Source organism: Pandoraea sp. CB10b_02 (genome assembly GCF_002216225.1).
In the GTDB taxonomy this organism is placed as follows: Bacteria; Pseudomonadota; Gammaproteobacteria; order Burkholderiales; family Burkholderiaceae; genus Pandoraea; species Pandoraea nosoerga.
The window spans coordinates 116595-138317 of the sequence record NZ_NJGW02000012.1; the positions used below are offsets into that span (position 1 = coordinate 116595).

18 protein-coding genes and 3 tRNA genes are annotated in these 21723 nt (G+C 64.8%); 17 read left to right on the forward strand and 4 right to left on the reverse strand.

What is annotated here, in order from left to right; all coding sequences use genetic code 11:
* Positions 1-4: 4 nt before the first annotated feature.
* The 12 genes from CDN36_RS14530 (at position 5) to nagZ (ending at position 12334) form a co-directional block, all read left to right on the forward strand.
* Positions 5-700 (forward strand): sigma-E factor negative regulatory protein, encoded by a 696-nt coding sequence (locus CDN36_RS14530; RefSeq protein ID WP_150554575.1) that lies wholly within the window; start codon positions 5-7, stop codon positions 698-700.
* The gene (locus CDN36_RS14535; RefSeq protein WP_150554574.1) at positions 701-1756 is read left to right on the forward strand and encodes a MucB/RseB C-terminal domain-containing protein; all 1056 of its coding nucleotides are present in this window, start codon (positions 701-703) and stop codon (positions 1754-1756) included.
* 130 nt (positions 1757-1886) lie between these two features.
* Positions 1887-3371, forward strand: coding sequence for a DegQ family serine endoprotease (locus tag CDN36_RS14540; protein WP_150554573.1), 1485 nt, complete (start codon positions 1887-1889; stop codon positions 3369-3371).
* A 15-nt stretch (positions 3372-3386) separates the two neighbouring features.
* A complete protein-coding gene (locus tag CDN36_RS14545; protein ID WP_150554572.1) occupies positions 3387-3641 on the forward strand; it encodes a glutaredoxin family protein in 255 nt (84 codons plus the stop codon).
* Positions 3642-3828: 187 nt separating this feature from the next.
* Complete coding sequence (lepA, locus tag CDN36_RS14550; protein WP_287497083.1) at positions 3829-5634, forward strand: translation elongation factor 4; 1806 nt, start codon at positions 3829-3831, stop codon at positions 5632-5634.
* Positions 5635-5652: 18 nt separating this feature from the next.
* Positions 5653-6567 carry a signal peptidase I gene (lepB, locus tag CDN36_RS14555; protein WP_150554570.1) on the forward strand — a complete coding sequence of 305 codons (915 nt, stop codon included), beginning with the start codon at positions 5653-5655 and terminating at the stop codon, positions 6565-6567.
* Between the two features lie 256 nt (positions 6568-6823).
* Positions 6824-8044: a ribonuclease III gene (gene rnc / locus CDN36_RS14560; protein ID WP_287497100.1), complete on the forward strand. Its 1221-nt coding sequence runs from the start codon at positions 6824-6826 to the stop codon at positions 8042-8044.
* A 59-nt stretch (positions 8045-8103) separates the two neighbouring features.
* Complete coding sequence (gene era / locus CDN36_RS14565; RefSeq protein ID WP_287497084.1) at positions 8104-8997, forward strand: GTPase Era; 894 nt, start codon at positions 8104-8106, stop codon at positions 8995-8997.
* Positions 8984-9985, forward strand: a complete 1002-nt coding sequence (recO, locus tag CDN36_RS14570) for a DNA repair protein RecO (protein WP_287497085.1) — start codon at positions 8984-8986, stop codon at positions 9983-9985. The genes era and recO overlap by 14 nt, the downstream gene beginning before the upstream one ends.
* Entirely contained in the window at positions 9982-10743 is a 762-nt protein-coding gene (pdxJ, locus tag CDN36_RS14575; protein ID WP_150554568.1) for a pyridoxine 5'-phosphate synthase, read from the forward strand. The genes recO and pdxJ overlap by 4 nt, the downstream gene beginning before the upstream one ends.
* A 50-nt stretch (positions 10744-10793) precedes the next feature.
* The gene (gene acpS / locus CDN36_RS14580) at positions 10794-11300 is read left to right on the forward strand and encodes a holo-ACP synthase (RefSeq protein WP_287497086.1); all 507 of its coding nucleotides are present in this window, start codon (positions 10794-10796) and stop codon (positions 11298-11300) included.
* Positions 11300-12334, forward strand: coding sequence for a beta-N-acetylhexosaminidase (gene nagZ / locus CDN36_RS14585; protein ID WP_150554566.1), 1035 nt, complete (start codon positions 11300-11302; stop codon positions 12332-12334). The genes acpS and nagZ overlap by 1 nt, the downstream gene beginning before the upstream one ends.
* A gap of 189 nt (positions 12335-12523) precedes the next feature.
* On the opposite strand, the gene efp is transcribed toward nagZ, so the two are convergent.
* Both efp and earP read right to left on the reverse strand, forming a co-directional pair.
* The gene (efp, locus tag CDN36_RS14590; RefSeq protein WP_150554565.1) at positions 12524-13081 is read right to left on the reverse strand and encodes an elongation factor P; all 558 of its coding nucleotides are present in this window, start codon (positions 13079-13081) and stop codon (positions 12524-12526) included.
* Positions 13082-13220: 139 nt separating this feature from the next.
* Positions 13221-14498 (reverse strand): elongation factor P maturation arginine rhamnosyltransferase EarP, encoded by a 1278-nt coding sequence (gene earP, locus CDN36_RS14595; protein WP_502920366.1) that lies wholly within the window; start codon positions 14496-14498, stop codon positions 13221-13223.
* Between the two features lie 328 nt (positions 14499-14826).
* Here earP and uvrC point away from each other — a divergent pair, with 328 nt between their 5' ends.
* Positions 14827-16992 carry an excinuclease ABC subunit UvrC gene (uvrC, locus tag CDN36_RS14600; protein ID WP_502920368.1) on the forward strand — a complete coding sequence of 722 codons (2166 nt, stop codon included), beginning with the start codon at positions 14827-14829 and terminating at the stop codon, positions 16990-16992.
* 40 nt (positions 16993-17032) lie between these two features.
* Here uvrC and kch read toward each other — a convergent pair whose 3' ends face one another.
* Positions 17033-18259, reverse strand: a complete 1227-nt coding sequence (kch, locus tag CDN36_RS14605) for a voltage-gated potassium channel protein (RefSeq protein WP_287497089.1) — start codon at positions 18257-18259, stop codon at positions 17033-17035.
* Positions 18260-18436: 177 nt separating this feature from the next.
* Here kch and pgsA point away from each other — a divergent pair, with 177 nt between their 5' ends.
* The 4 genes from pgsA (at position 18437) to CDN36_RS14625 (ending at position 19594) form a co-directional block, all read left to right on the forward strand.
* Positions 18437-19030, forward strand: coding sequence for a CDP-diacylglycerol--glycerol-3-phosphate 3-phosphatidyltransferase (gene pgsA / locus CDN36_RS14610; protein WP_150554562.1), 594 nt, complete (start codon positions 18437-18439; stop codon positions 19028-19030).
* 177 nt (positions 19031-19207) lie between these two features.
* A tRNA-Gly gene (locus CDN36_RS14615) sits at positions 19208-19283 on the forward strand.
* A gap of 48 nt (positions 19284-19331) precedes the next feature.
* Positions 19332-19407: transfer RNA gene (locus CDN36_RS14620), tRNA-Gly, on the forward strand.
* A 113-nt stretch (positions 19408-19520) separates the two neighbouring features.
* Positions 19521-19594, forward strand: a tRNA-Cys gene (locus tag CDN36_RS14625).
* A gap of 76 nt (positions 19595-19670) precedes the next feature.
* Here the strand turns inward: CDN36_RS14625 and CDN36_RS14630 are convergent.
* Complete coding sequence (locus CDN36_RS14630; protein ID WP_287497090.1) at positions 19671-21662, reverse strand: autotransporter family protein; 1992 nt, start codon at positions 21660-21662, stop codon at positions 19671-19673.
* Positions 21663-21723 lie beyond the last annotated feature (61 nt).

Consider the following 21723-nt stretch of genomic DNA (forward strand, 5'->3'; position numbering starts at 1 on the left):
TATCATGGGATCAGCGACGGTGCAAACGCAGCGGGGGCTGCAAGCCGAGCGGATTTCCGCGTTGATGGACGGGGAATTCGATCCGGACGAGCTGGCTGCCCTGCTGGACGAGGCCGACACCTCTGGCCGGCCTCTGTGGGACGAGTACCATCTGATCGGGGACGCACTGCGTTCCGATGAGCTGACGCTGCCGCGTTCGGAGTCGGCCTTCATGGCCTCCTTCGCCGCGCGCCTCGAAGCCGAGCCGCATCTGCTCGCGCCGGCCGCGCTGGCCGACGCCCAGGCCAATGCCGGGCAAGGCGCGAAAGCGACGGGCTCGCGCGTCACGCGAATCAATCCTTTCCTGCGTGTTCGCCGTGTACTGCCGACGGCTGCCGCCGCGGCAGCGGTCGCTGCGCTGTCGTGGGTGGTGGTGCCGCGTCTGCAGGACCATCCGGCAGGCGGCGCCCAGCCGCAAGTACTGGCCCAGACGGCAACGCCAGCCGCCGCCGGCTCCAGCCTCACGCGTGTGGCGCTCACCCAGCAGCCGCAGACGGCGGTGGCGGCCAATGGCGCGAGCGCCGGCGCGACGAACGACCTGATCGTGTTGCGCGATGCGCGTCTCGACCAGTATCTGGCGGCGCATCAGCAATATGCCCCGGCGCCGATCGGCCAGGGTGTCTCCCCCTACATGCGAGCCTCGGCGCAAGCGGACGAATAAATGCAGCGTCTGAGTACCGAATCCTTGCCGCGTGCGCCCTTCGGGCGCACTTTCTTCCTCTTTGCTTTTCTGCTCGCGACCACGCTGCAAACGCAGGCGTGGGCGCAGGCTTCGTCGGCCTCCGATCCGCTGATCGAGCGCCGGGAAGTCGGTGCGTGGCTCACGAAGATCCATCGCGCGGCGCAGACGCAGAACTACATCGGCACCTTCGTTTATCAGCGTGGTTCGACCATGCGTTCGTCGAAGATCAGTCACTTTGCCGACAAGGGGAACGAATTCGAAGAACTCGAGACGCTCGACGGCCGTCAGCGCCGCATTCTTCGCCAGAATGAAGACGTCTACACGCTGATCCCCGAACAGAAGACCGTCTTCCAGGAAAAACGCGAGAGCAAGGACTCGTTCCCGGCCCTGCTCGCCACGCCCAATCGCGACGTTCTCGACTACTACGCGCCGAAGGTGTTGCCCAACGAACGTATGGCTGGCTTCGACTGCATGGTGATCGAACTCACGCCGAGGGACGACTACCGCTTCGGCTACCGCTTGTGGGCGGACCGCAATACGGGCCTGCTGCTGCGTGCGCAGACCCTCGATGCCGAGGGGCATCTGCTCGAGCAGGCGGCCTTCTCGCAGATTTCGATCGGCGTGCCCACCGAGAAGGCGCGCATCCTGCACGCCATCCAGGCCACGCATGGCTGGCACGTGATCAAGCCGCAGATCGCGCCGACGCATCTGTCCGACGCCGGCTGGAGCATCGACGTCGACAAGAAGGTGCCAGGATTCAAGGCGGTTCGCGAGGTGCGCCGCACAATGCGCTCGAGCGCCGAGGGCAAGCCGCTCGAAGTCCAGCAGGTGGTATATTCCGACGGCATGGCCGGCCTTTCGGTGTTTATCGAGCCGGCCACGCGTGAGCGCAAGGAAGGCCACGGTAGCGCGGGGGCGACGAACATCCTCATCAAGCGCTACGGCGACTATTGGCTGACCTTGCTGGGCGAGGTGCCGCAGGCCACGCTGCAACAGTTCGCCAGTAGCATCGAGTACAAACAGCCGGCGAAGTGACCGGCTGTCGGGTGGGCCGCGACCGGCGACGGCGCGGCCCGGGCAGCCAGGCGCATCGAGACGCGACGCCCGTGTCGGATGCCGGGCCGTCCTCAGGGATTCCCAGACTATCGCGCATCACGATCTTCCAATGAAGAAGACTCTCCTGCTTCGTGTCATTCTCGGCGGCGCCATTGCCGCGCAACTGGCGGGCGCACCCGCCGCCTTTGCCGCTCCGGCGTCGGCGTCGAACGCGCCGCTCGTCACCAATCTGCCCGACTTCACTCAACTCGTCGACCGGGTCGGCCCCGCCGTCGTGAACATTCGCACGACCGAGCGAGTGAGCCGCACTCAGCGCGGCCTGCCGCCGGGCATGGACGACGACATGGCCGAGCTGTTCCGCCGTTTCTTCGGCGTGCCTCTGCCGCAGCCGGGCCCGAAGGGCGGTGCGCCCAAGCGCGGCCAGCCGCAGCCCGACGAAGAGCAGAACAGCGGCGTGGGCTCCGGTTTCATCGTGTCGGCTGACGGCTATATCCTCACCAATGCTCACGTCGTCGATGGCGCCGACAGCATCTACGTCACGCTCACCGACAAGCGCGAGTTCAAGGCAAAGCTGATTGGTGCGGACAAGCGCACCGACGTCGCCGTGGTCAAGGTCGAAGCCAAGGATCTGCCCACGGTGCCGGTGGGCGACTCCAACAGGCTGCGCGTGGGCGAATGGGTGGTGGCCATCGGCTCGCCGTTCGGCCTCGAGAACACGGTGACGGCCGGCATCGTGTCGGCCAAGGGGCGCGACACCGGCGACTATCTGCCGTTCATCCAGACCGATGTGGCGGTCAACCCCGGCAACTCGGGCGGTCCGCTCATCAACATGCGCGGCGAGGTCGTAGGCATCAACTCGATGATCTACAGCCAGACCGGCGGCTTCATGGGCATTTCGTTCGCCATTCCGATCGACGAAGTCATGCGCGTGGCCGATCAGCTCAAGAAGACCGGCAAGGTCGTGCGCGGGCGCATCGGCGTGGCGATCAGCGAGGTCAGCAAGGACGTCGCCGATTCGCTCGGCCTGCCGCGCGCGCAGGGCGCACTCGTGCGCAGCGTCGAGCCGGGCAGCCCGGCCGAGAAGGCGGGCGTGCAGCCCGGCGACATCATCATGAAGTTCGAGGGGCGTGCCGTCGACCACGCGACGGATCTGCCGCGCATGGTCGGCGAGACGAAGCCGGGCTCGACCGCTACGCTGCAAGTGCTGCGCAAGGGCAAGAATCAGGACCTGCGCATCACGATCGCGGAGGCCGACGCCGACACGCCGAAGGCCTCCAAGGCGCAGGGCGGCAGCGCCGAAGCGCCGCATCCGAACGCACTGGGGTTGGTCGTCTCGGACCTGTCGGACGCACAGAAGAAGGAGCTGAAGCTGCGCGGCGGCGTTCAGGTCGAACTCGCCGAAGGTCCGGCCGGACGCGCCGGTCTGCAGCAGGGCGACATCATCCTGCGTGTGGGCGACGCCGACATCACCAGCGCCAAGCAGTTCGAGGAAGTGGTCAAGTCGCTCGATTCGAGGCGTCTCGTGCCGATCCTCGTGCGCCGCGGCGACGCCACGCAGTTCGTGCCGCTGCGCCCGCGCACGCCGGCCAAGTAAGTCGACGACCACCCCATGACCGCGCCGGCGCTCACGCTTTACGGCCGCAAGTGGTGTCACCTGTGCGATGACATGCTCGCGGCGCTCGAAGCGATGCGACCGGCGTGGAATTTCTCCGTCACGATCGTGGACGTCGACAGCGACCCGGCGCTGGAAGCGAAGTACGACGAAATCGTGCCCGTACTGGCGCTGGGCGAACGCGAGCTGTGCCGCTATCGGTTCGACGCCGCTGCCGTCCTCGCCGCCGTTCCGACCCTGCGGGCGGCCTGACGCCGCGCACTGCCGCCATTTCGGAGCCCACGCCCGGACCTTCCCGTGATTGCCGATATAACGCTGCGATGCGCGCGATTTCAGACGGAATGGGCGCGCTTTCGGCTAAAATATCGTGTTTGCCGATTCTCTCGAAAGCCGCTGCCGAGCCGAATCCGATGGCACCGACTTTTCTATAGCCCGCCTCATGGACCACATTCGCAATTTTTCGATCATCGCCCACATCGACCATGGGAAATCGACCCTGGCCGATCGCATCATCCAGTTGAGCGGCGGTTTGTCCGATCGTGAAATGGAAGCCCGGGTCCTCGACTCGATGGACCTCGAGCGCGAGCGCGGCATCACCATCAAGGCACAGACCGCGGCGCTGCAATACAAGGCGCGCGACGGCAAGGTCTACAACCTGAACCTCATCGACACCCCGGGACACGTCGACTTCTCTTATGAAGTGAGCCGCTCGCTATCCGCCTGCGAAGGGGCGCTGCTCGTCGTCGACGCCTCGCAGGGCGTGGAGGCCCAGACGGTGGCGAACTGCTACACGGCCATCGAGCTTGGGGTGGAAGTCGTGCCGGTGCTCAACAAGATCGACCTGCCCTCGGCCGAGCCGGAGAACGCGATTCAGGAAATCGAGGACGTCATCGGCATCGAAGCCGTCGACGCCGTGCGTTGCTCGGCCAAGACCGGCTTCGGCGTGGAGGACGTGCTCGAAGCCCTCATCGCGAAGGTGCCGCCGCCCAAGGGCGATGCGAGCGGCCCGCTGCAGGCGCTGATCATCGACTCGTGGTTCGACAACTACGTTGGCGTGGTGATGCTCGTGCGCGTGGTCAACGGCACGCTCAAGCCGAAGGAGAAGATCCAGTTGATGGCGACGGGTGCGACATATCCCGTCGAGCAGGTGGGCGTGTTCACACCGCGCTCGCAACAGCGCGAGTCGCTCTCGGCCGGCCAGGTGGGCTTCATCATCTCGGGCATCAAGGAACTGCACGCGGCCAAGGTGGGCGACACCGTCACGCATGCGGTGACAACCACGACCAAGCCGGCGCCCGAGCCGCTGCCGGGCTTCAAGGAAGTCAAGCCGCAGGTATTCGCGGGCCTGTATCCGGTCGAAGCCAACCAGTACGACGCGCTGCGCGAATCGCTCGAAAAGCTCAAGCTCAACGACGCGTCGCTGCAATACGAGCCGGAAGTCTCGCAAGCACTGGGCTTCGGTTTCCGTTGCGGCTTCCTGGGCCTGCTGCACATGGAAATCGTGCAGGAGCGTCTCGAGCGCGAATTCGACATGGACCTCATCACCACGGCGCCGACTGTGATTTATGAGGTTGTCCTGCGCGGCGGCACGACCATCTCCGTCGAGAACCCGTCGAAGATGCCGGACCCGGGCCGCATCGAGGAAATTCGCGAGCCGATCGTCACCGTCAACCTGTACATGCCGCAGGAATACGTGGGCGCGGTCGTCACGTTGTGCCAGCAAAAGCGCGGCATCCAGCTCGACATGCAGTACCACGGCCGTCAGGTCAAACTGATCTACGAGATTCCGATGGCGGAAATCGTGCTCGACTTCTTCGATCGCCTGAAATCCGTCTCGCGCGGTTATGCGTCGATGGACTACGAGTTCAAGGAGTACCGTTCGTCTGACGTGGTCAAGGTCGACATGCTCATCAATGGCGACAAGGTCGATGCGCTGTCGATCATCGTGCACCGCTCGGAGAGCCGCCGCCGCGGCAACCAGGTGGCGGCGAAGATGCGTGAGATCATCCCGCGCCAGATGTACGACGTGGCGATCCAGGCGGCGATCGGGGCGAACATCATTGCCCGTGAGAACATCAAGGCATTGCGCAAGAACGTGCTGGCAAAGTGCTATGGTGGCGACATCACGCGAAAGAAGAAACTGCTCGAGAAACAGAAGGAAGGCAAGAAGCGCATGAAGCAGGTGGGAAGCGTCGAGATTCCCCAGGAGGCGTTCCTTGCCATTTTGCAAGTCGAAGACAAATAACGTAGCGACAGGTCCCGCATGAATTTCGCCCTGATTCTTTTGATCCTGGTGCTGGTGACCGGGGTGGCCTGGGTGGCCGACAAGTTGGTGTTTCAACCGGCGCGCCGCCGGGCAGCACAGCAAGCCGTGGCGCAATTCGACCAGCAGCAGTTCGCGCTGGAAGGCTCCGGCGTTCAGGGTTCCGGTTCGCAGGACAGCAATGCCGTGGCCAGCGCGCGAGCGCGCCTGCGCGACGAGAAACTGCGTCAGCCGTGGTGGCTCGAGTACTCGGCGAGTTTCTTCCCGGTGATTCTGGCGGTGTTCGTGCTGCGCTCGTTCGTGGTCGAGCCGTTCAAGATCCCGTCGGGCTCCATGATTCCGACGCTGCTCGTGGGCGACTTCATCCTGGTGAACAAGTTCGACTACGGCATCCGTCTGCCGGTGATCAACAAGAAGATCATCGAGGTGGGCGAGCCCAAGCGTGGCGACGTGGTGGTGTTTCGCTACCCGAAGGACGAGTCGATGGACTACATCAAGCGCGTGATCGGCGTGCCGGGCGATGTGGTCGCATACGAGAACAAGCGCCTCACGGTAAATGGTCAGCCGGTGCCCGAGACGGCCATGCCCGATTACTTCGACGACGAGCATATCGCCTACTTCAAGCAGTTCGAGGAGACGGTGGGCGGCGTGAAGCATCGCATCCTGAACGATCCGAACGTGCCGCCGTACATCATTGGCGCGGACGACTTCCCGAACAAGCAGAACTGCCAGTACAACAGCCAGGGTGTGATCTGCAAGGTGCCGCCCGGCAACTACTTCATGATGGGCGACAACCGCGACAACAGCGCGGACAGCCGCTACTGGGGCTTCGTGCCGGAGCAGAACATCGTGGGCCGGGCCTTCTTCATCTGGATGAACTTCTCCAACCTCAAGCGTCTGGGCAGTTTCCAGTAAGCGCGCGGGCGGGGAAGCGCCGCGTGAAGCGGTCGGATGTTCGGTTTGATTGATGCGGAAATTGACAATAAAAAGTCAGTTTCCGCATTATTGTTTTCAATTTTGATTTAAATAGTGCGACGAGGCGGCCCTGCCTCGGAAACGTCCGATCCATCGCCCTCACGCGGCTCCGAAAAGCCCGCCGCACGGCGGCCAAGCCCGTCGTTTCTTGGCGACGGCGCGCGCCGGGGCAGGAGCGTCGCGCTATACTTGCGCCATGCCTCAATCTCTGAACCAACTGGAAGAACGTCTCCAGTATCGTTTCCACGATGCGGAATTGCTTAGCCAAGCACTGACGCACCGTAGCCACAGTGCCGCCAACAATGAGCGGTTGGAGTTTCTCGGCGATTCCATTCTCAACTGTTCGGTCGCAGCGATCCTGTTTCGCCGTTATGGCAAGCTCGACGAAGGCGATCTGTCGCGCGTGCGCGCCAATCTGGTCAAGCAGCAGTCGCTCTACGAGATTGCGCAGACGCTGGGGGTGTCCGATTTCCTGAGGTTGGGCGAAGGCGAGCTGAAAAGCGGCGGATTCCGCCGCCCGTCGATTCTGGCCGACACGCTCGAGGCGCTGTTCGGCGCGATGTACCTGGACGGTGGTTTCGAGAAGGCCTATGAAGTGATCGAGCGACTGTACACGCCGGTGCTCGAACACGTGGACCCGAAGACGCTCGGCAAGGACGCGAAGACGCTGCTGCAGGAATATCTGCAGGGCCACAAGATCGCGTTGCCGCAGTACACCGTCACCGCCACCCATGGCGCGGCACACAACCAGCAGTTCGAGGTCGAGTGCACGGTGCCGAAGCTGGACATCAAGGTGGGCGGCTCGGGTGCGAGCCGTCGCGCTGCCGAACAGGCGGCAGCCAAGAAGGCGCTCGAGGAAGTCCAGAAGATGCCGGCCCTCGCGAAACCGAAGGCCGAGAAGAGCGCCAAGGCCGCGAAAAAGCGTGCGGCCAAGGCGGCGGCCTCCGAAGCGAAGAAGGCCGAGCGGGCCGCGGCTGCGGGCGAACCCAAGGACGCAAAGGATGCGCGCGACGCCGTGCTAGGCGCCGACATGGCGAGCGCCGGCGCCATGAGTGCGCCGGCCATGACCGCGTCCGCGAGCAACGGTGCGACGCGCGCGCCGGTGGCAGTCCCGGCGCTGAGCGTGGCGCCGGACAGGAGCGGCGACAAGAGCCCCGACAAGAGCCCCGACAAGAGTGCTGAGAAGGGTGTGGACAGGGGCGGCGAGAAGGCGGACAAGGGCGATAAGGTCGATAAGGCCGACAAGGCCGATAAGGTCGACAGGGCCGACCGAGTCGAGAAGGGCGGCGACAAGGCTGCAGCCGAGAAAGTCGCGGAGAAGCCCGCCGAGAGGGGCGCCGAGAAGATCGCTGAGAGGGGCGCTGAGAAGGTCACTGAGAAGGCCGACGTGGCCAAGCAACCGCCGGCAGCTGCCTGAGCGTCCTATTCAAGGGGCGGGCGCGAAGCGCCGGCGCCTTTTCAAGAGAGTTTCCAACCATGAACGATAAGACGGATTTTCGCTGCGGCACCGTGGCGATCGTCGGGCGTCCGAACGTCGGCAAGTCGACGCTGCTCAACGCCCTCGTCGGTCAGAAGATCAGCATCACCTCGCGCAAGGCCCAAACCACGCGCCACCGCATCACGGGCATTTGCACGACGCAAGACGCGCAGTACATCTTCGTCGACACACCGGGTTTCCAGACACGCCACGCCAGTGCGCTCAACCGTTCGCTCAATCGCGCGGTGACGTCCACGCTCGCGAGCGTCGACGTCGTGCTCTTCGTCATCGAGGCCGGCAACTTCGGTGCGGACGACGAGAAGGTGCTCAAGCTGTTGCCCGAGACCACGCCGGTGCTGCTGATCGTCAACAAGCTCGACCGCATCGCCGACAAGGCGCAGATGCTGCCTTTTCTGAAGACGGTGGGCCAAGCGCGCGATTTCCGCGAAGTGGTGCCGATCTCGGCCAAGCGCCCGGAAGACATCAAGCGTCTGCTAGACGTGCTGCGCCCGTATCTGCTCGAAGGCGAGCCGATCTACGGCGAGGACGATCTGACCGACCGCAGCGAGCGCTTTCTCGCCGCCGAAATCCTGCGTGAAAAGGTGTTTCGCTGGACGGGCGACGAACTGCCGTATACCAGCACCGTCATCATCGACAAGTTCGAGCAGGAAGGGAATCTGCGCCGCATTTTCGCCACGATCCTCGTCGATCGCGACAGCCACAAGGCAATGATCATCGGCAACAAGGGGGCCAAGCTCAAGCAGATTTCCACCGACGCGCGCCTCGACATGGAAAAGCTTTTCGACGGCCGCGTGTATCTGGAGGTCTGGATCAAGGTCAAGGGCGGTTGGGCCGACAACGAGGCCGGCCTGCGGGCGTATGGCTACGAGTGAGCTCGATACCGCACGCGACGAGATTGCCGCGCCGGACGAGCTGACGTCCGCCGGGCAAGCGAGAAAGGCCGGGCGAACCGAATCGGCCGCCTCACCGCGTGCGCCTCGCACGGGCGCACGCACCCGCCGTACCGGCAGCGCCCGGGCGCGCGCCGTGGACGACGAGGCCTCCGAAGCTTTTCACGAAGCCGAAGCCTCCGCCGAAACTGCCAAAGGCTCGCCCGCGCGCGCGCGTCGCGCACCATCGCCCGCGAGGGCCGCCGAGCGCGAACAAAGCCGCGTGGCGGAGCAGCCGGGCTTCGTACTGCACAGCTATCCCTACCGCGAAACCAGCCTGATCATCGACGTGCTCACGCGTGACTACGGGCGCATTGCGCTCGTCGCCAAGGGAGCGAAGCGTCCGCACTCGGCGCTGCGCGGCGTGCTGCAGACGTTCCAGCCGCTCTCGCTCGCGTGGCTGGGCAAGGGTGAATTGCGCACGCTGACCAGGGCCGAGTGGGTCGGCGGCCTGCGTCCGCTCGAAGGCGACGCGCTGCTTTGCGGCTTCTACCTCAACGAACTGCTCGTGAAGTTCTGCGCGCGCGACGATCCTCACGACAGGTTGTTCCAGCACTATCTCACCACGCTGCACCATCTCGCGCACGGCGAGCCGGCGGGTGTCATCCTGCGGGCGTTCGAGCGCGTGCTGCTGCGCGAGACGGGGTATGCCGTGGCGTTCGATCGTTGCACGCAGACCCGCGGCAAGGTCGCGCCCGAGCGTCGCTACGTATTCCACCCCGAGTGGGGCGTGCGGCCGGTGCGCGGCGACGAACCGGCTGACTGGCCGGTGATCAGCGGGCAAACGCTGCTGGACATGGAGCAAGACGACTACTCGCGGGCGCAGACCGTGCAGCAAAGCAAGCTGCTCATGCGCTTTCTTCTCAACCACCACCTGGGCGGCGTACCGCTCAATACCCGGCAGATCCTGCTCGACCTGCAAAAACTATGAGCCTCTTCTTCCACGGCAGCCCCATCGATCTGGGCGTCAACATCGATCACGTGGCCACGGTACGCAACGCGCGCGGCACGACCTATCCCGATCCGATCAAGGCGGCGCTGTTGGCCGAAGCGGCGGGCGCGGACGTCATCACGCTCCATCTGCGCGAAGACCGCCGCCATATTCGCGACGAGGACGTGACGAACCTGCGCGACAAACTGCGCACGCGCATGAACCTCGAGTGCGCCGTGACGGATGAGATGCTGGCGATCGCCTGCAACGTCAAACCGCATGACGTCTGCCTGGTGCCCGAGCGCCGTCAGGAACTGACGACCGAAGGCGGGCTCGACGTCGTGGGCCTGTACGATCGTGTGGCGGCCGCAACGCAGCAACTGACGCGGGCGGGCAGCCGCGTGTCGCTGTTCATCGACCCGGACGAGGCGCCGATCCGCGCGGCCGCCCGCATGGGCGCGCCGGTGGTGGAACTGCACACGGGACGCTACGCCGAGGCGCACGACGAGGCCACGCGCGAAGCCGAGTTCGCCCGGATCGAGCGCGCGGTGGCGCTCGGCGTCTCGCTGGGTCTGCGCGTCAACGCGGGGCATGGTCTGCATTACGAAAACGTGCAGCCGATCGCAGCGATCGAAGGCATCTCCGAGTTGAACATCGGCCACGCCATCGTCGGCCATGCGATCTTCGCGGGATGGGAGAACGCCGTGCGCGAGATGAAGGCCATCATGGTCGCCAGCCGCCTGGCCGGGCGCGGCTGAGCCGCCATGCAGTTGTCACAGCGCTACCGCTACCGAATCGCTCGCCGCACATGACCGACCCCAATCCGTCAACGTCCGCACCTGCCGACGCCACACCGTCGCGCGCCGCCGGCATTCCTGTTTGCGCGCCCGCGCATGGCGCGACGGCAGTGTTCGGGGTGGGCACCGACATTCTCCAGATCAGCCGTGTCGTGGGCGTCATGTCGCGCACGAACGGCCGCTTCGCGCAGCGCATTCTCGGGCCGGAGGAACTCAAGGTTTATCACGCCCGTCAGAAGCGCTCCGAGGTGCGCGGCCTCGCCTATCTGTGCACGCGGTTCGCGGCAAAGGAGGCCGTGTCCAAGGCGATCGGACTGGGTATGCGCTGGCCCATGACCTGGCGCGCGGTGCAAACGCTCAACGCGCCGTCGGGCAAACCCATGGTCGTGGTGTCCGAGGAGTTGGCGCAGTGGCTGGCCGAGCGCCAGTTGTCCATCGAAATTTCGATCACGGACGAGAAAGACTATGCGGTCGCGTTCGCGATCGCTTCACGCAACATTGCATCGGAGAAAACGTAATGACGAAGCGCAGGCCGGGCCCGGTGATGCTCGACGTCGTCGGGCTGACCCTCAGCGAGGACGACATTCGCCGCATCGACCATCCGCTGACCGGGGGTGTCATCCTGTTTAGCCGCAACTTCGACGATCGCGCGCAACTGTGTGCGCTCACGAAGCAGATTCGCGACGTGCGCGACGACATCCTGATCGCGGTCGACCATGAGGGCGGCCGTGTGCAGCGCTTTCGCACGGACGGCTTCACGCACCTGCCGGCCATGGGCAAGCTCGGCAAGCTCTGGCACGAAGACGTGTTCAAGGCCACGCGCGTGGCGACGGCGGTGGGCTATGTGCTCGCGTCCGAGCTGCGCGCGTGCGACATCGACCTGAGCTTCACGCCGGTGCTTGACCTGGACTACGGCACTTCGACCGTGATCGGCGACCGTGCTTTCGACGCCGATCCGCGCGTCGTCGCCATGCTGGCCAAGAGCCTCAATCACGGCCTGCTGCTCGCGGGTATGGCGAACTGCGGCAAGCACTTTCCGGGGCACGGTTTCGTCGCAGCCGATTCGCACCACGAGATTCCGGTGGACGAGCGTTCGCTCGACGAAATCCTCTCGGTCGACGCGCAGCCATACGACTGGCTCGGCATGTCGCTGTCGGCCGTGATGCCGGCGCACGTGATCTACCCGCAGGTCGATCCGAACCCGGCCGGTTTCTCGCCGAAATGGCTCAAGGAAATCCTGCGCGGCAAGTACGCGTTCGACGGCGTGATCTTCAGCGACGATCTGTCGATGCAGGGCGCGAGTGCCGCAGGCGACGTGGTGAGCGCGGCGCACGCCGCAATGGACGCCGGCTGCGACATGGTGCTGATCTGCAACAGCCCCGAGTTGGCGGACCGCCTGCTGCGCGAAATGAAGACGGTGCCCGACACCGCGTCGCAACGCCGCATCAAGCATCTCAAGGGGCGCGGCAAGGTGCACGGCTGGGAGAAGATGCTCGCACAACCGGAATATCAGGCCGCGAAGCGGTTGATCGCGCAGACGTTCGGCGCTTGACGCCGGGCGCGCCGGTGGCCCCCGACGCAGGCGCCACCGCGCAAACAAAAAGCGCTCATCCCGGCAGGGAGAGCGCTTTTTTGATGCGTAGCCCGAGCGCGGCGCATTGCATCGCCGCAAGGGCGATCGGGCGGCGTGTCGCGACTTAGCTGCGGCTTAGACGCAACTTGGACGCAGCCCGGACGCAGTTTAGACGCGGCTGCGGTACTCGTCGGTGCGCGTGTCGATTTCGATCTTGTCGCCGGTGTTGACGAACAGCGGCACCTGGATTTCCAGCAGATCGTTGATCTTGGCGGCCTTGAGCACGCGGCCCGACGACGTATCGCCCTTGACGGCCGGTTCCGTGTACTGCACTTCGCGCACGAGCGAGGTCGGCAGGTCGACCGAGATGGCCTTGTCGTTGTAGAACACGACTTCGCACTGCATGCCGTCTTCCAGGTACTTGATGGCGTCGCCCATGTTCTCGGCTTCGACTTCGTACTGGTTGTAGTCGGCGTCCATGAAGACGTACATCGGGTCGGCGAAGTACGAGTAGGTCACTTCCTTCTTGTCGAGCACGACGACGTCGAACTTGTCGTCGGCCTTGTAGGCGAATTCGCCGCGGCCTTCCGACAGAAGCTTCTTGTACTTCATCTTCACGACGCTGGAGTTGCGGCCCGACTTGACGTATTCGGTCTTCAGCACGACATTGGGCTCACCGTCGATCATGACGACGTTGCCGACGCGGAGTTCTTGAGCGGTTTTCATAAAAAAACGAGATCCTGTGACGAAATAAGCGATTTGCCGCTTGTTGAGCGCTTCCATACGCCCATTCGCCGCTTGATTCCCGCATCCGCCTGGAAGGGTCCGGGGCAGCAGGTTCAGCAGCAAAGCGTTGAAGAACCAGCTATTTTACCTGATTTTCCACGAAGCTCGCCAGTTGTCGCGCGAGGTCCGGCAGCGCCGTCTGCCGGTCCGCCCAGGCGCGTGCGTGGTGGTTCAGCTCGGGCAGGCGGGCGGCCAGCGCGGGCCAGTCGGGCGCCGTGCTGGCGTAGCCGTTCCACAGATGCCAGAAGGTGCGCAGCGCCTCGCGCGCGGCGTGGGGCAGCGGCTCGGCCTCCGGCCCGGTCTCGGGCGCGCCGCATGCCGTTTCGCCCAGATAGCGCGCCAGAAAGGCGTCCAGTTTGATGTGATGGGCGTTCTCCGCCTGCGGGTAGATGTGCCACACGAAGGGCTTCGCCGCCCACTGGGCGCGCACGAACGAGTCCTCGCCGCGCACGAAATTCACGTCGCAGGCCCACAGGAGCGTGTCGAAGTCGGCCTGGGGCACGAACGGCAGTCCGTAAGCCGTCAGCGCGCCTCGATTCGCCGATTCGCCGGGGGCGAGCGCCTCGCGTCCGAACCATGCCCCGGCGGCCGGCGCGATGCGGCCTTGCGGTACGAGACAGACGATCGGCGTCCGGCTCGCGGCCCACTGCCCGAACAGCGCCGGCAGCGCTTCGTTTTCGTAGGCGAAGAGCGAGACGACGAGCGCGTCGCGCGGCGCGGTGGGCAGGCCGAGGGTGCGCTGCCACCAGGCGTCGCGCAGGGCCGGCGAGGACAGAAAGGCGTCGCGGCGCGAGAGCAATTCCCGCTCGCGCGCAAGGCCGCCGGTGCGCACGGTGAAACCGGGGAAGAAGAACGTCTTGACGAGGCCCAGTTGCGGGTGCGTCGATTTCATCAAATGGCAGTCGTCGACCCAGTCTTCCGCGCTGAGGTACTCGAGATTGATCCAGACGGGCGGGTTGCCGGCGAGCTTGCGTGCGTGCATCGCGTGGACGTAGGCGTCGGGAATGTTGCAGGCGAATGCCTCGATGACGACGTCGCCGGGCGTGTTGTCGTCGGCGGCCGTCCCCGACGTGGCTTGCGCCGCGCCCGGGGCTCCCAGGTCGGCGTCCCAGCGCCGTACATCGACGCCGTCGCAGCGCTGACGCGCCAGCGCCGGATCGATGTCGGGGCGCAGATACCGGAAGCTCGCGAGATCGTCGACCCATAGCCGCACCGACCAGCCGTGTTCGCGCACGAGCTGGCGGGCGAGGCGCCAGCACACGCCGATGTCGCCGAAATTGTCGACGACGGTGCAGAACAGGTCGCAACGCGGCACGAGGGGCCGCGCGGCGGGAGCCGCCGTGGTGGATGAGGGCAACGAGGGTAACGAGGGGCGCGCGGCGGACAGGGACATTGAGAAGCGGTGACGCGGATTGGTCTAAACTTTGGATTTTAGTCCCTGCGACGCGCGATGATGGCGCCGGGCGGCCGCGCCGGCGAGCCCGACGAACACCGTCGATCGCCCCCACGATCGCCCCCGTCGATCGCCCATCGATCGCGGGACGCACCGAATTTCAGAGTTCATGACCGAAGACGCCCACGACGTCACCCCTGCGCGCAAGCCCCGCAAAGCGAAATCCGCCGCTGCTGGTGAAGGCGGCGCGCCCGCTGCCGAGTCCGCATCGTCGCAAGCCAACGATGCGCCGGTGTTCGACGCCCGCAAGGTACTGGCGCAACTGCCGAATCTGCCGGGCGTGTATCGCTACTACGACGCCGCAGGCAACGTGCTGTACGTCGGCAAGGCGCGCAATCTCAAGAAGCGCGTCTCGAGTTATTTCAACAAGACGCAGCTCTCGCCGCGCATTGCGCTGATGGTGGCGCGCATCGCCAGGCTCGAAACGACCGTGACGCGCTCGGAAACCGAGGCGTTGCTGCTCGAGAACAACCTGATCAAGGCGCTGCATCCGCGTTACAACATCCTGTTTCGCGACGACAAGTCCTATCCGTTCCTGAAACTCACGCAGCACAGATACCCGCGCATGGCGTACTACCGCGGCTCGGTGGACCGGCGCGGCCAGTATTTCGGGCCGTTCCCGAGCGCCTGGGCGGTTCGCGAGAGCATCCAGATCCTGCAGAAGGTGTTCCAGTTGCGCACCTGCGAGGATTCCGTCTTTGCGAACCGCACGCGCCCATGTCTGCTGCATCAGATCGAGCGCTGCAGCGCGCCGTGCGTCGGCGCGATTGCGCACGAGGATTATGCGCGCGACGTCAGCAACGCGGCGGCCTTCCTCTCCGGACGCCAGAACGAAGTGCTCAGCGCGCTCGAAAGCAAGATGATGGCGTATGCCGAAGCGTTGCAGTTCGAGCAGGCGGCGGCGGTTCGCAACCAGATGCAGGCGCTGTCCGGCGTGCTTCAGCAGCAGTCCGTCGAGACGGCGGGCGACGTCGACGCCGACATCCTTGCCGTGGCCTATGCCGGCGGCCGTGCATGCGTGAATCTTGCGATGGTGCGCGGCGGCCGCCACCTGGGCGACAAGGCGTACTTCCCGGCGCACGTGGAGCGCGGTGTGGAGGGTGGCATTGCCGACGAGTTCGAGGACGACGAGGAGATGCCGGCCCCGGATGCATCCGTCGCGGAAGTGGGCAATGAAGCGGGCAATGAAGTGGGCAATGAAGCGGGCAATGAAGCGGACATCGCCCAGGCGATGCCGTCGGATACGCCGGCGGCATCGCTCGAGTCGCGTCTGCTCGAGGCGTTCGTCGCGCAGCACTATCTGGGCCAGCCGGTGCCGCCGGTGCTCGTCGTGAGCCACCCGTTGCCGAACGACGAACTGCTCGCCGCGCTGTCCGAGCAGGCGGGGCGCCGCATTGCGATGGTGCGCCAGCCGCAGGGCCAGCGCCGCGCATGGCTCGACATGGCGCAGCAGGGCGCACGGCTTGCGCTCACGCGCCTGCTCACGGAGCAGGGCAGCCAGCAGGCGCGCACACGCGAGCTGGTGCAGACGATCGGGCTCGACATCGACGACCCCGCGCAGTTGCGCGTGGAGTGTTTCGACATCAGCCATACGCAGGGTGAGGCAACGCAGGCCTCCTGTGTCGTGTTTCACCATCACAAGATGCAGACGAGCGAGTACCGTCGGTACAACATCACCGGCATTACGCCGGGCGATGACTATGCGGCCATGCGTCAGGTGCTCACGCGGCGCTACGGCCGTCTGATGGAAGCGGCGGCGAACACGCTCGGCGATGCGGCCGATCCGTCGTCCGTCGCGGCCGACGTGGCACGCGCCGAAGCCGAGACCGCGGTGCTGCCGGACAGCGAGGGGGCGGGCGGCGAGTTCACCGGGGCGCAGGCCCTCGACGCGGCCGGTGCGTCCGCGCAGCCGTGCGCGCCGGAGGCATCGGGTGCATCGGACGTTGAGGCGAACCTCCCACAACTGGTACTGATCGACGGCGGCAAGGGACAGGTGGAGGTGGCGCGCCAGGTTTTCGTGGAGCTCGGCATCGACATCGGGCGGCTCGTCGGCGTGGCCAAGGGCGAAGGGCGCAAGGTCGGGCTCGAGACGCTGATCTTTGCCGATGGGCGTCCGCCGCTGGAACTCGGCCGCGAGAGCGCGGTGCTGATGCTCATCGCCCAGATCCGCGACGAAGCGCACCGCTTCGCGATCACCGGCATGCGCGCCAAGCGGGCCAAGGCGCGTCAGACGTCACGTCTGGAAGAGATTGAGGGGATCGGGGCGAAGCGGCGTCAACGCCTGCTCATGCGCTTCGGGGGTTTGCAGGGCGTGGCATCGGCGAGCGTGGACGAACTGGCGAGCGTCGAGGGCATCTCGACGACGCTGGCCGAGCAGATCTATCGCCAGTTGCACTGAGCGGCCGCCCGGCGCATTGCGGCGTGCCGCGTCGCACGGCTCAGGTATCGCCGTGGAACAGGAGCCGCATCACCGTGTCGTTGTCGACCGTCTCGCCCGAGAGCGTGCGCGCCAGCAGTTCTCCGCCCACGACCGGCGGCGCGAAGATCATGTCCGGCTGCACGCGCTTGAGCTTGCTCAGATGCTTGCTGTCGTTGACCGATGCGATGGTGCGCACGTTCGGCGCGATCTCCTTGGCGGCGAGCACGATGAACGCGTTCTCCGAGTCGTCCGCGCGCAGGGCGAGCACCGCCTTCGCGCGTTCGATGCCGGCGTGCATGAGCACCGTGTTGTCGCTCGCGTCGCCGTGCATGACGTCGGCGTCCTCGGGGAACGGGCTGTCCACGCCGGTGGCGATGATCACCGTGACGGGTCGTCCGCGCCGGGTGAGCTCATGGTGTACGTTGATGGCGAGCGGCGACGCGCCTGCCACGATGAAGTGGTCTCTGCGAATCACGTGAGTGAACCTCCCCGCGAGAATTTTCTTGAGATTGCCACCGACGAGCGGGCCGATGACGACGGTGAGCGACGTCGCGAACACGCTGATCCCGAAGACGATGACCGACGCCGTGAAAAGCCGCGCATCGGTCGTGTGCGGCACGATGTCACCGTAGCCGACGGTCGTCATGGTGACGATGGCGAAGTAGAAGGCGGTGGCCAGATCGGTGACGGGGGGCGCGAATTCGCGTCCGAGATAGAGCGTGCCGAACGTCGAATAGACGAGCAGTGCGAAGACTGCCACGAGCGTGTACAGCGTGGCGGCCGCGAAGCTCGCGCGATCGAACTCGCGCCAGTACCAGAGCAGCAGCGCGAGACACACGAGCGAGAGGGCGAACGTCAGGTCGAAGCGGATGTTCAGGTGAAAGTTGATGATGGCGGCCAGCGCGAGCATGACAAGCGAGAACGCCCAGGCAGTGCGCGCGCGAATGACGAGACCGCAGGCGAGGGCGACGAGGGACACGCCGACGAGGGCGCGCGGCAGGTGAGAGAAGTCGATGCGCTCGATGGCGTTCAACCCGAAGAGCAGGCGCGGCAAATGGCGGGCCTCGATGCGCTCCAGTGCGTGGAGATCGCCGCGCAGGAAGAGGTCGAGAAGGACGGCGCCGGGCACGCGCAACAGCACGGACGCGACGAGCAGCATGCCGTTGAGCCCCACGAGTCCCGCGATGAGCGCGTGCGGGGGCAGCAGCGGTCGCCGGAGTACGGGCAGGGGCCAGGGCAGTTTCACGAGATCGGCGCTAATGGCGGGTGGTTGCGAGCAAGATAGGGGCACACTGGCGCACATGTCAACAGCGGCACCGGCGCATCGGCCTTGTCGCTGCGGGGCATACACGGCACAATGCGGGTCTGGTACGGCTGCCGAGGGCGCCGTGTGTCGACTGCCGTTTGCCGAACTCATGCTGCCATGCCTTTCAACGTCCCCATTTTTCTGACCTGGCTTCGGATCGTGCTGATTCCGCTGGTGGTCGGCGTCTACTATCTGCCGGCGACCTGGCTGTCGACGGAGGAAATGAACTGGGTGGCTTGCGCGATCTTCGTGCTGGCCGCGCTCACGGACTGGTTCGACGGCTTTCTGGCGCGGCGCTGGAACCAGACGTCGGCGTTCGGCGCATTCCTGGACCCGGTGGCGGACAAGCTGATGGTCGCCGCGGCGCTGCTGATGCTGCTGCAGATGGGCCGGATCAACGCGTTGGTGGCGTTGATCATCATCGGTCGGGAGATCACGATTTCGGCGTTGCGCGAATGGATGGCGCAGATTGGCGCGTCGCGCAGCGTGGCGGTGCATCAGTTGGGCAAGATCAAGACGGCTGCGCAGATGGTCGCGATTCCGCTGTTGCTGTTCAACGGCACGCTGGTGTGGAATGGGCTGCGTTTCGACTCGCGCTTCTGGGGCACGTGGCTGATTTACGTGGCGGCGGTGCTCACGTTGTGGTCGATGTTGTATTATCTGCGCCGCGCGTGGCCGCAGATTCGAGAAAGAGGCGCGGGCAAGATGTGAGCGTAAGTCCCTGAAGGCGCGGGAATTACGCGGTGAGGGAGAAAAATCTTCACAAATTTTCGGTGCAGGTGCTTGACACTGAATCGTGGTTTGGACATAATCTCCTTCTCGCTGCTACGGCACTAGCCCGGCAGCGAAGTTTTAAGAAGTGGTTGGATAGGCAGTACGCATGAAAATGCGGGAGTAGCTCAGTTGGTAGAGCGCAACCTTGCCAAGGTTGAGGTCGCGAGTTCGAGACTCGTCTCCCGCTCCAGTTTCGCGCTGGACATTGAGTGAGTGATTCCTTGGTGTTCGGTGTCATGCGGGAGTAGCTCAGTTGGTAGAGCGCAACCTTGCCAAGGTTGAGGTCGCGAGTTCGAGACTCGTCTCCCGCTCCAAATCCAGAGGGAAGCCTGGCTTCCCTTTTTATTTGCCGAAGAGCCCACGGCGATCGATCCGAAGGGCGCCCTTGATGGCAACAGCGAGTGGTTACAATGCGGCATATCCCGATGGCGGGATGGCAGAGTGGTTATGCAGCGGCCTGCAAAGCCGTGTACGCCGGTTCGATTCCGACTCCCGCCTCCAAAATTCAAAAGCCCTGACTTGTCAGGGCTTTTTCTTTTGCTGCACCGTTCCTGCGCCGTTTGTCACGGCGCCATTCTCAAAAGCGTTGTTGCAGTCGCAGGCTCGCCGTTTGCGAAACGAAGCGCGAGCCGACCTGTAGCTCGTAACGCGCGGTGAGCGACAGGTTGCTGCTGCGCACGAGCGTCGCACCTAGCGTGAGGTCAGCGAGGTCGCGCACCGGCGACGGCCCCACCGCCGTGAACGCCGTCTCGCCCGTAAAGTCGCCTGCATAGCTCGCGCCAGTGACGGCACGCGAATTCACGAATTCGTGAATCCATTGCGCTTGTGCGAACGGCACGATGTCGCCGTAGCGTGTCGCAAATGCGCGTTCCAGTCGTGCGCCCAATGCACTGCGCAAAGAGCTCGCGTGCGAGGTGCCGATAGATAGCGCAGCCCCATTGCCGCCGGTCTCCGTATAGCTGCCTTGATGCAAGTAGCTATAGGTCAGGCTCGCGAGCGGCGTGAGCGTGCTGCTGCCCAGCGCCAGTGGGTACCCGAACTCGGTGCGCGCAACATATTGCTGTCCCGAGAACGCGCCACTCGCCGCGCCGGAGAATCCCGTGAAGTCGACCACGCGCGTGGTGTTGTAGCGCTGTTGCACGATACCGCCCGACAGATTCACATACCACGGTGACCCAAGATAACTGGCGTAAGCGAGCAAGCCATAGCCGTTGACCTGCGTTGAACTGCCCGAGTTGTCGTCCGAACCGTTGATTTTCGTGTGACTGAATGAGAATGCGCCGCCCGCGAGCCATTTGTCGCCAATCGCCCGGTCGACACCGAGCATCAGGCCGCCATAGTTCGCGCTGTAGCCGGAGATGTCGTCGACCATGCCCTGGCTGACGTGCCCGCCGAACGCTTGCCCCCACACGCCGAACCTCGGTCCGCCATCACCGGTGGCAACGCCGCTGTGGCCGGATTGCGCCAGCCGCAACGCATCGGCACGGGCGCCAGTGAGCGCCAGCGCGTTGAGCGTCGGTGCAGCCGCGGCTCGCGATGCAGCGAGTTGCTGCGCTGGCGAAAGCTGCGATCCGGCGCGATTCGCTTCGCTCACGCTGCCAATGGCAAGCGAGGCGTTGTAGAGACCGAGCAGCCCTGGATCGCTGATCCCGGTGTAGCTTTGCAGGCCGCCAAACGAAGCGACGGCGTTGCGCATGGTTGGCCGGATCGGTGCCGGGGCGGCGGGCGGGTTGGGCGTTGAGGTTTGTGGGGGATTCGACGGTGTGGTGCCGGTCCCGGGGTCGGTTGGTGCCGTCGGGTCCGGAAGTTCCTCACCAACGGTGACGACCAGATTGTCGGTGCCGGTCGCCGCATCTCTGACCTCTGCCCCAGTCACCGCATAGCGGGCACCACGAATGCCGTAGTTGAGCGAACCGGCGTTGTAATTCACGGTGGCCGCCGTCGGCGCCTGCATCACCACGAACCGTTGTCCCGGAGCGAAGCCATATGTGGCGCCGGTGCCGGTGCTGGTCAACTGGACGCTCGCGCCGGGATCGATCGTCGCATTGCCGGAGACGACCAACCTGCCATAGCCGGTGTCGGTCGTCAGGCCATTGGCGCTCGCACCATTCGACACCCCGATAAGTAAGGTGGCATCCGAATGCTGGTTGTAGTTGCCGGTGATGGTGATCGGGTTATTGACCTGAAGGACCCCGGCAGTATTGACCAGCGTTCCGGTCATGACATTGTCGTTAAGCAGCAAATTGCCTGAGAGCGTCAGATTGCTGGCTCGGCTGTCGATCAGACCAACGGGGTCCGGCGTGCCAGGGCTGCCGCCATATCCGGTCAGCGTGCCGAATATCGAAGTGCCGCCGCTGATGGTCATGTCACTGATGCTGTGGTTTGAGATCGAGCCGGCAATAACTCCAGTGTTGGTGATCGTGGTGAACAACGATCCGGCGATGGAGCCAACATTGAAGATGGCCACGGCCGAGCCAGAAATCAGGCCAGAATTGATCAACGCGCCGATCGTTCCCGATCCGTCGACACCGATGGCATACGCGCCGCTATTGATCCGGCCCTTGCGCACTTGAAATTTTCTGCACCACCCTCAACTCGGATTCATGCAAGCAACCGACATGAGATCGCTG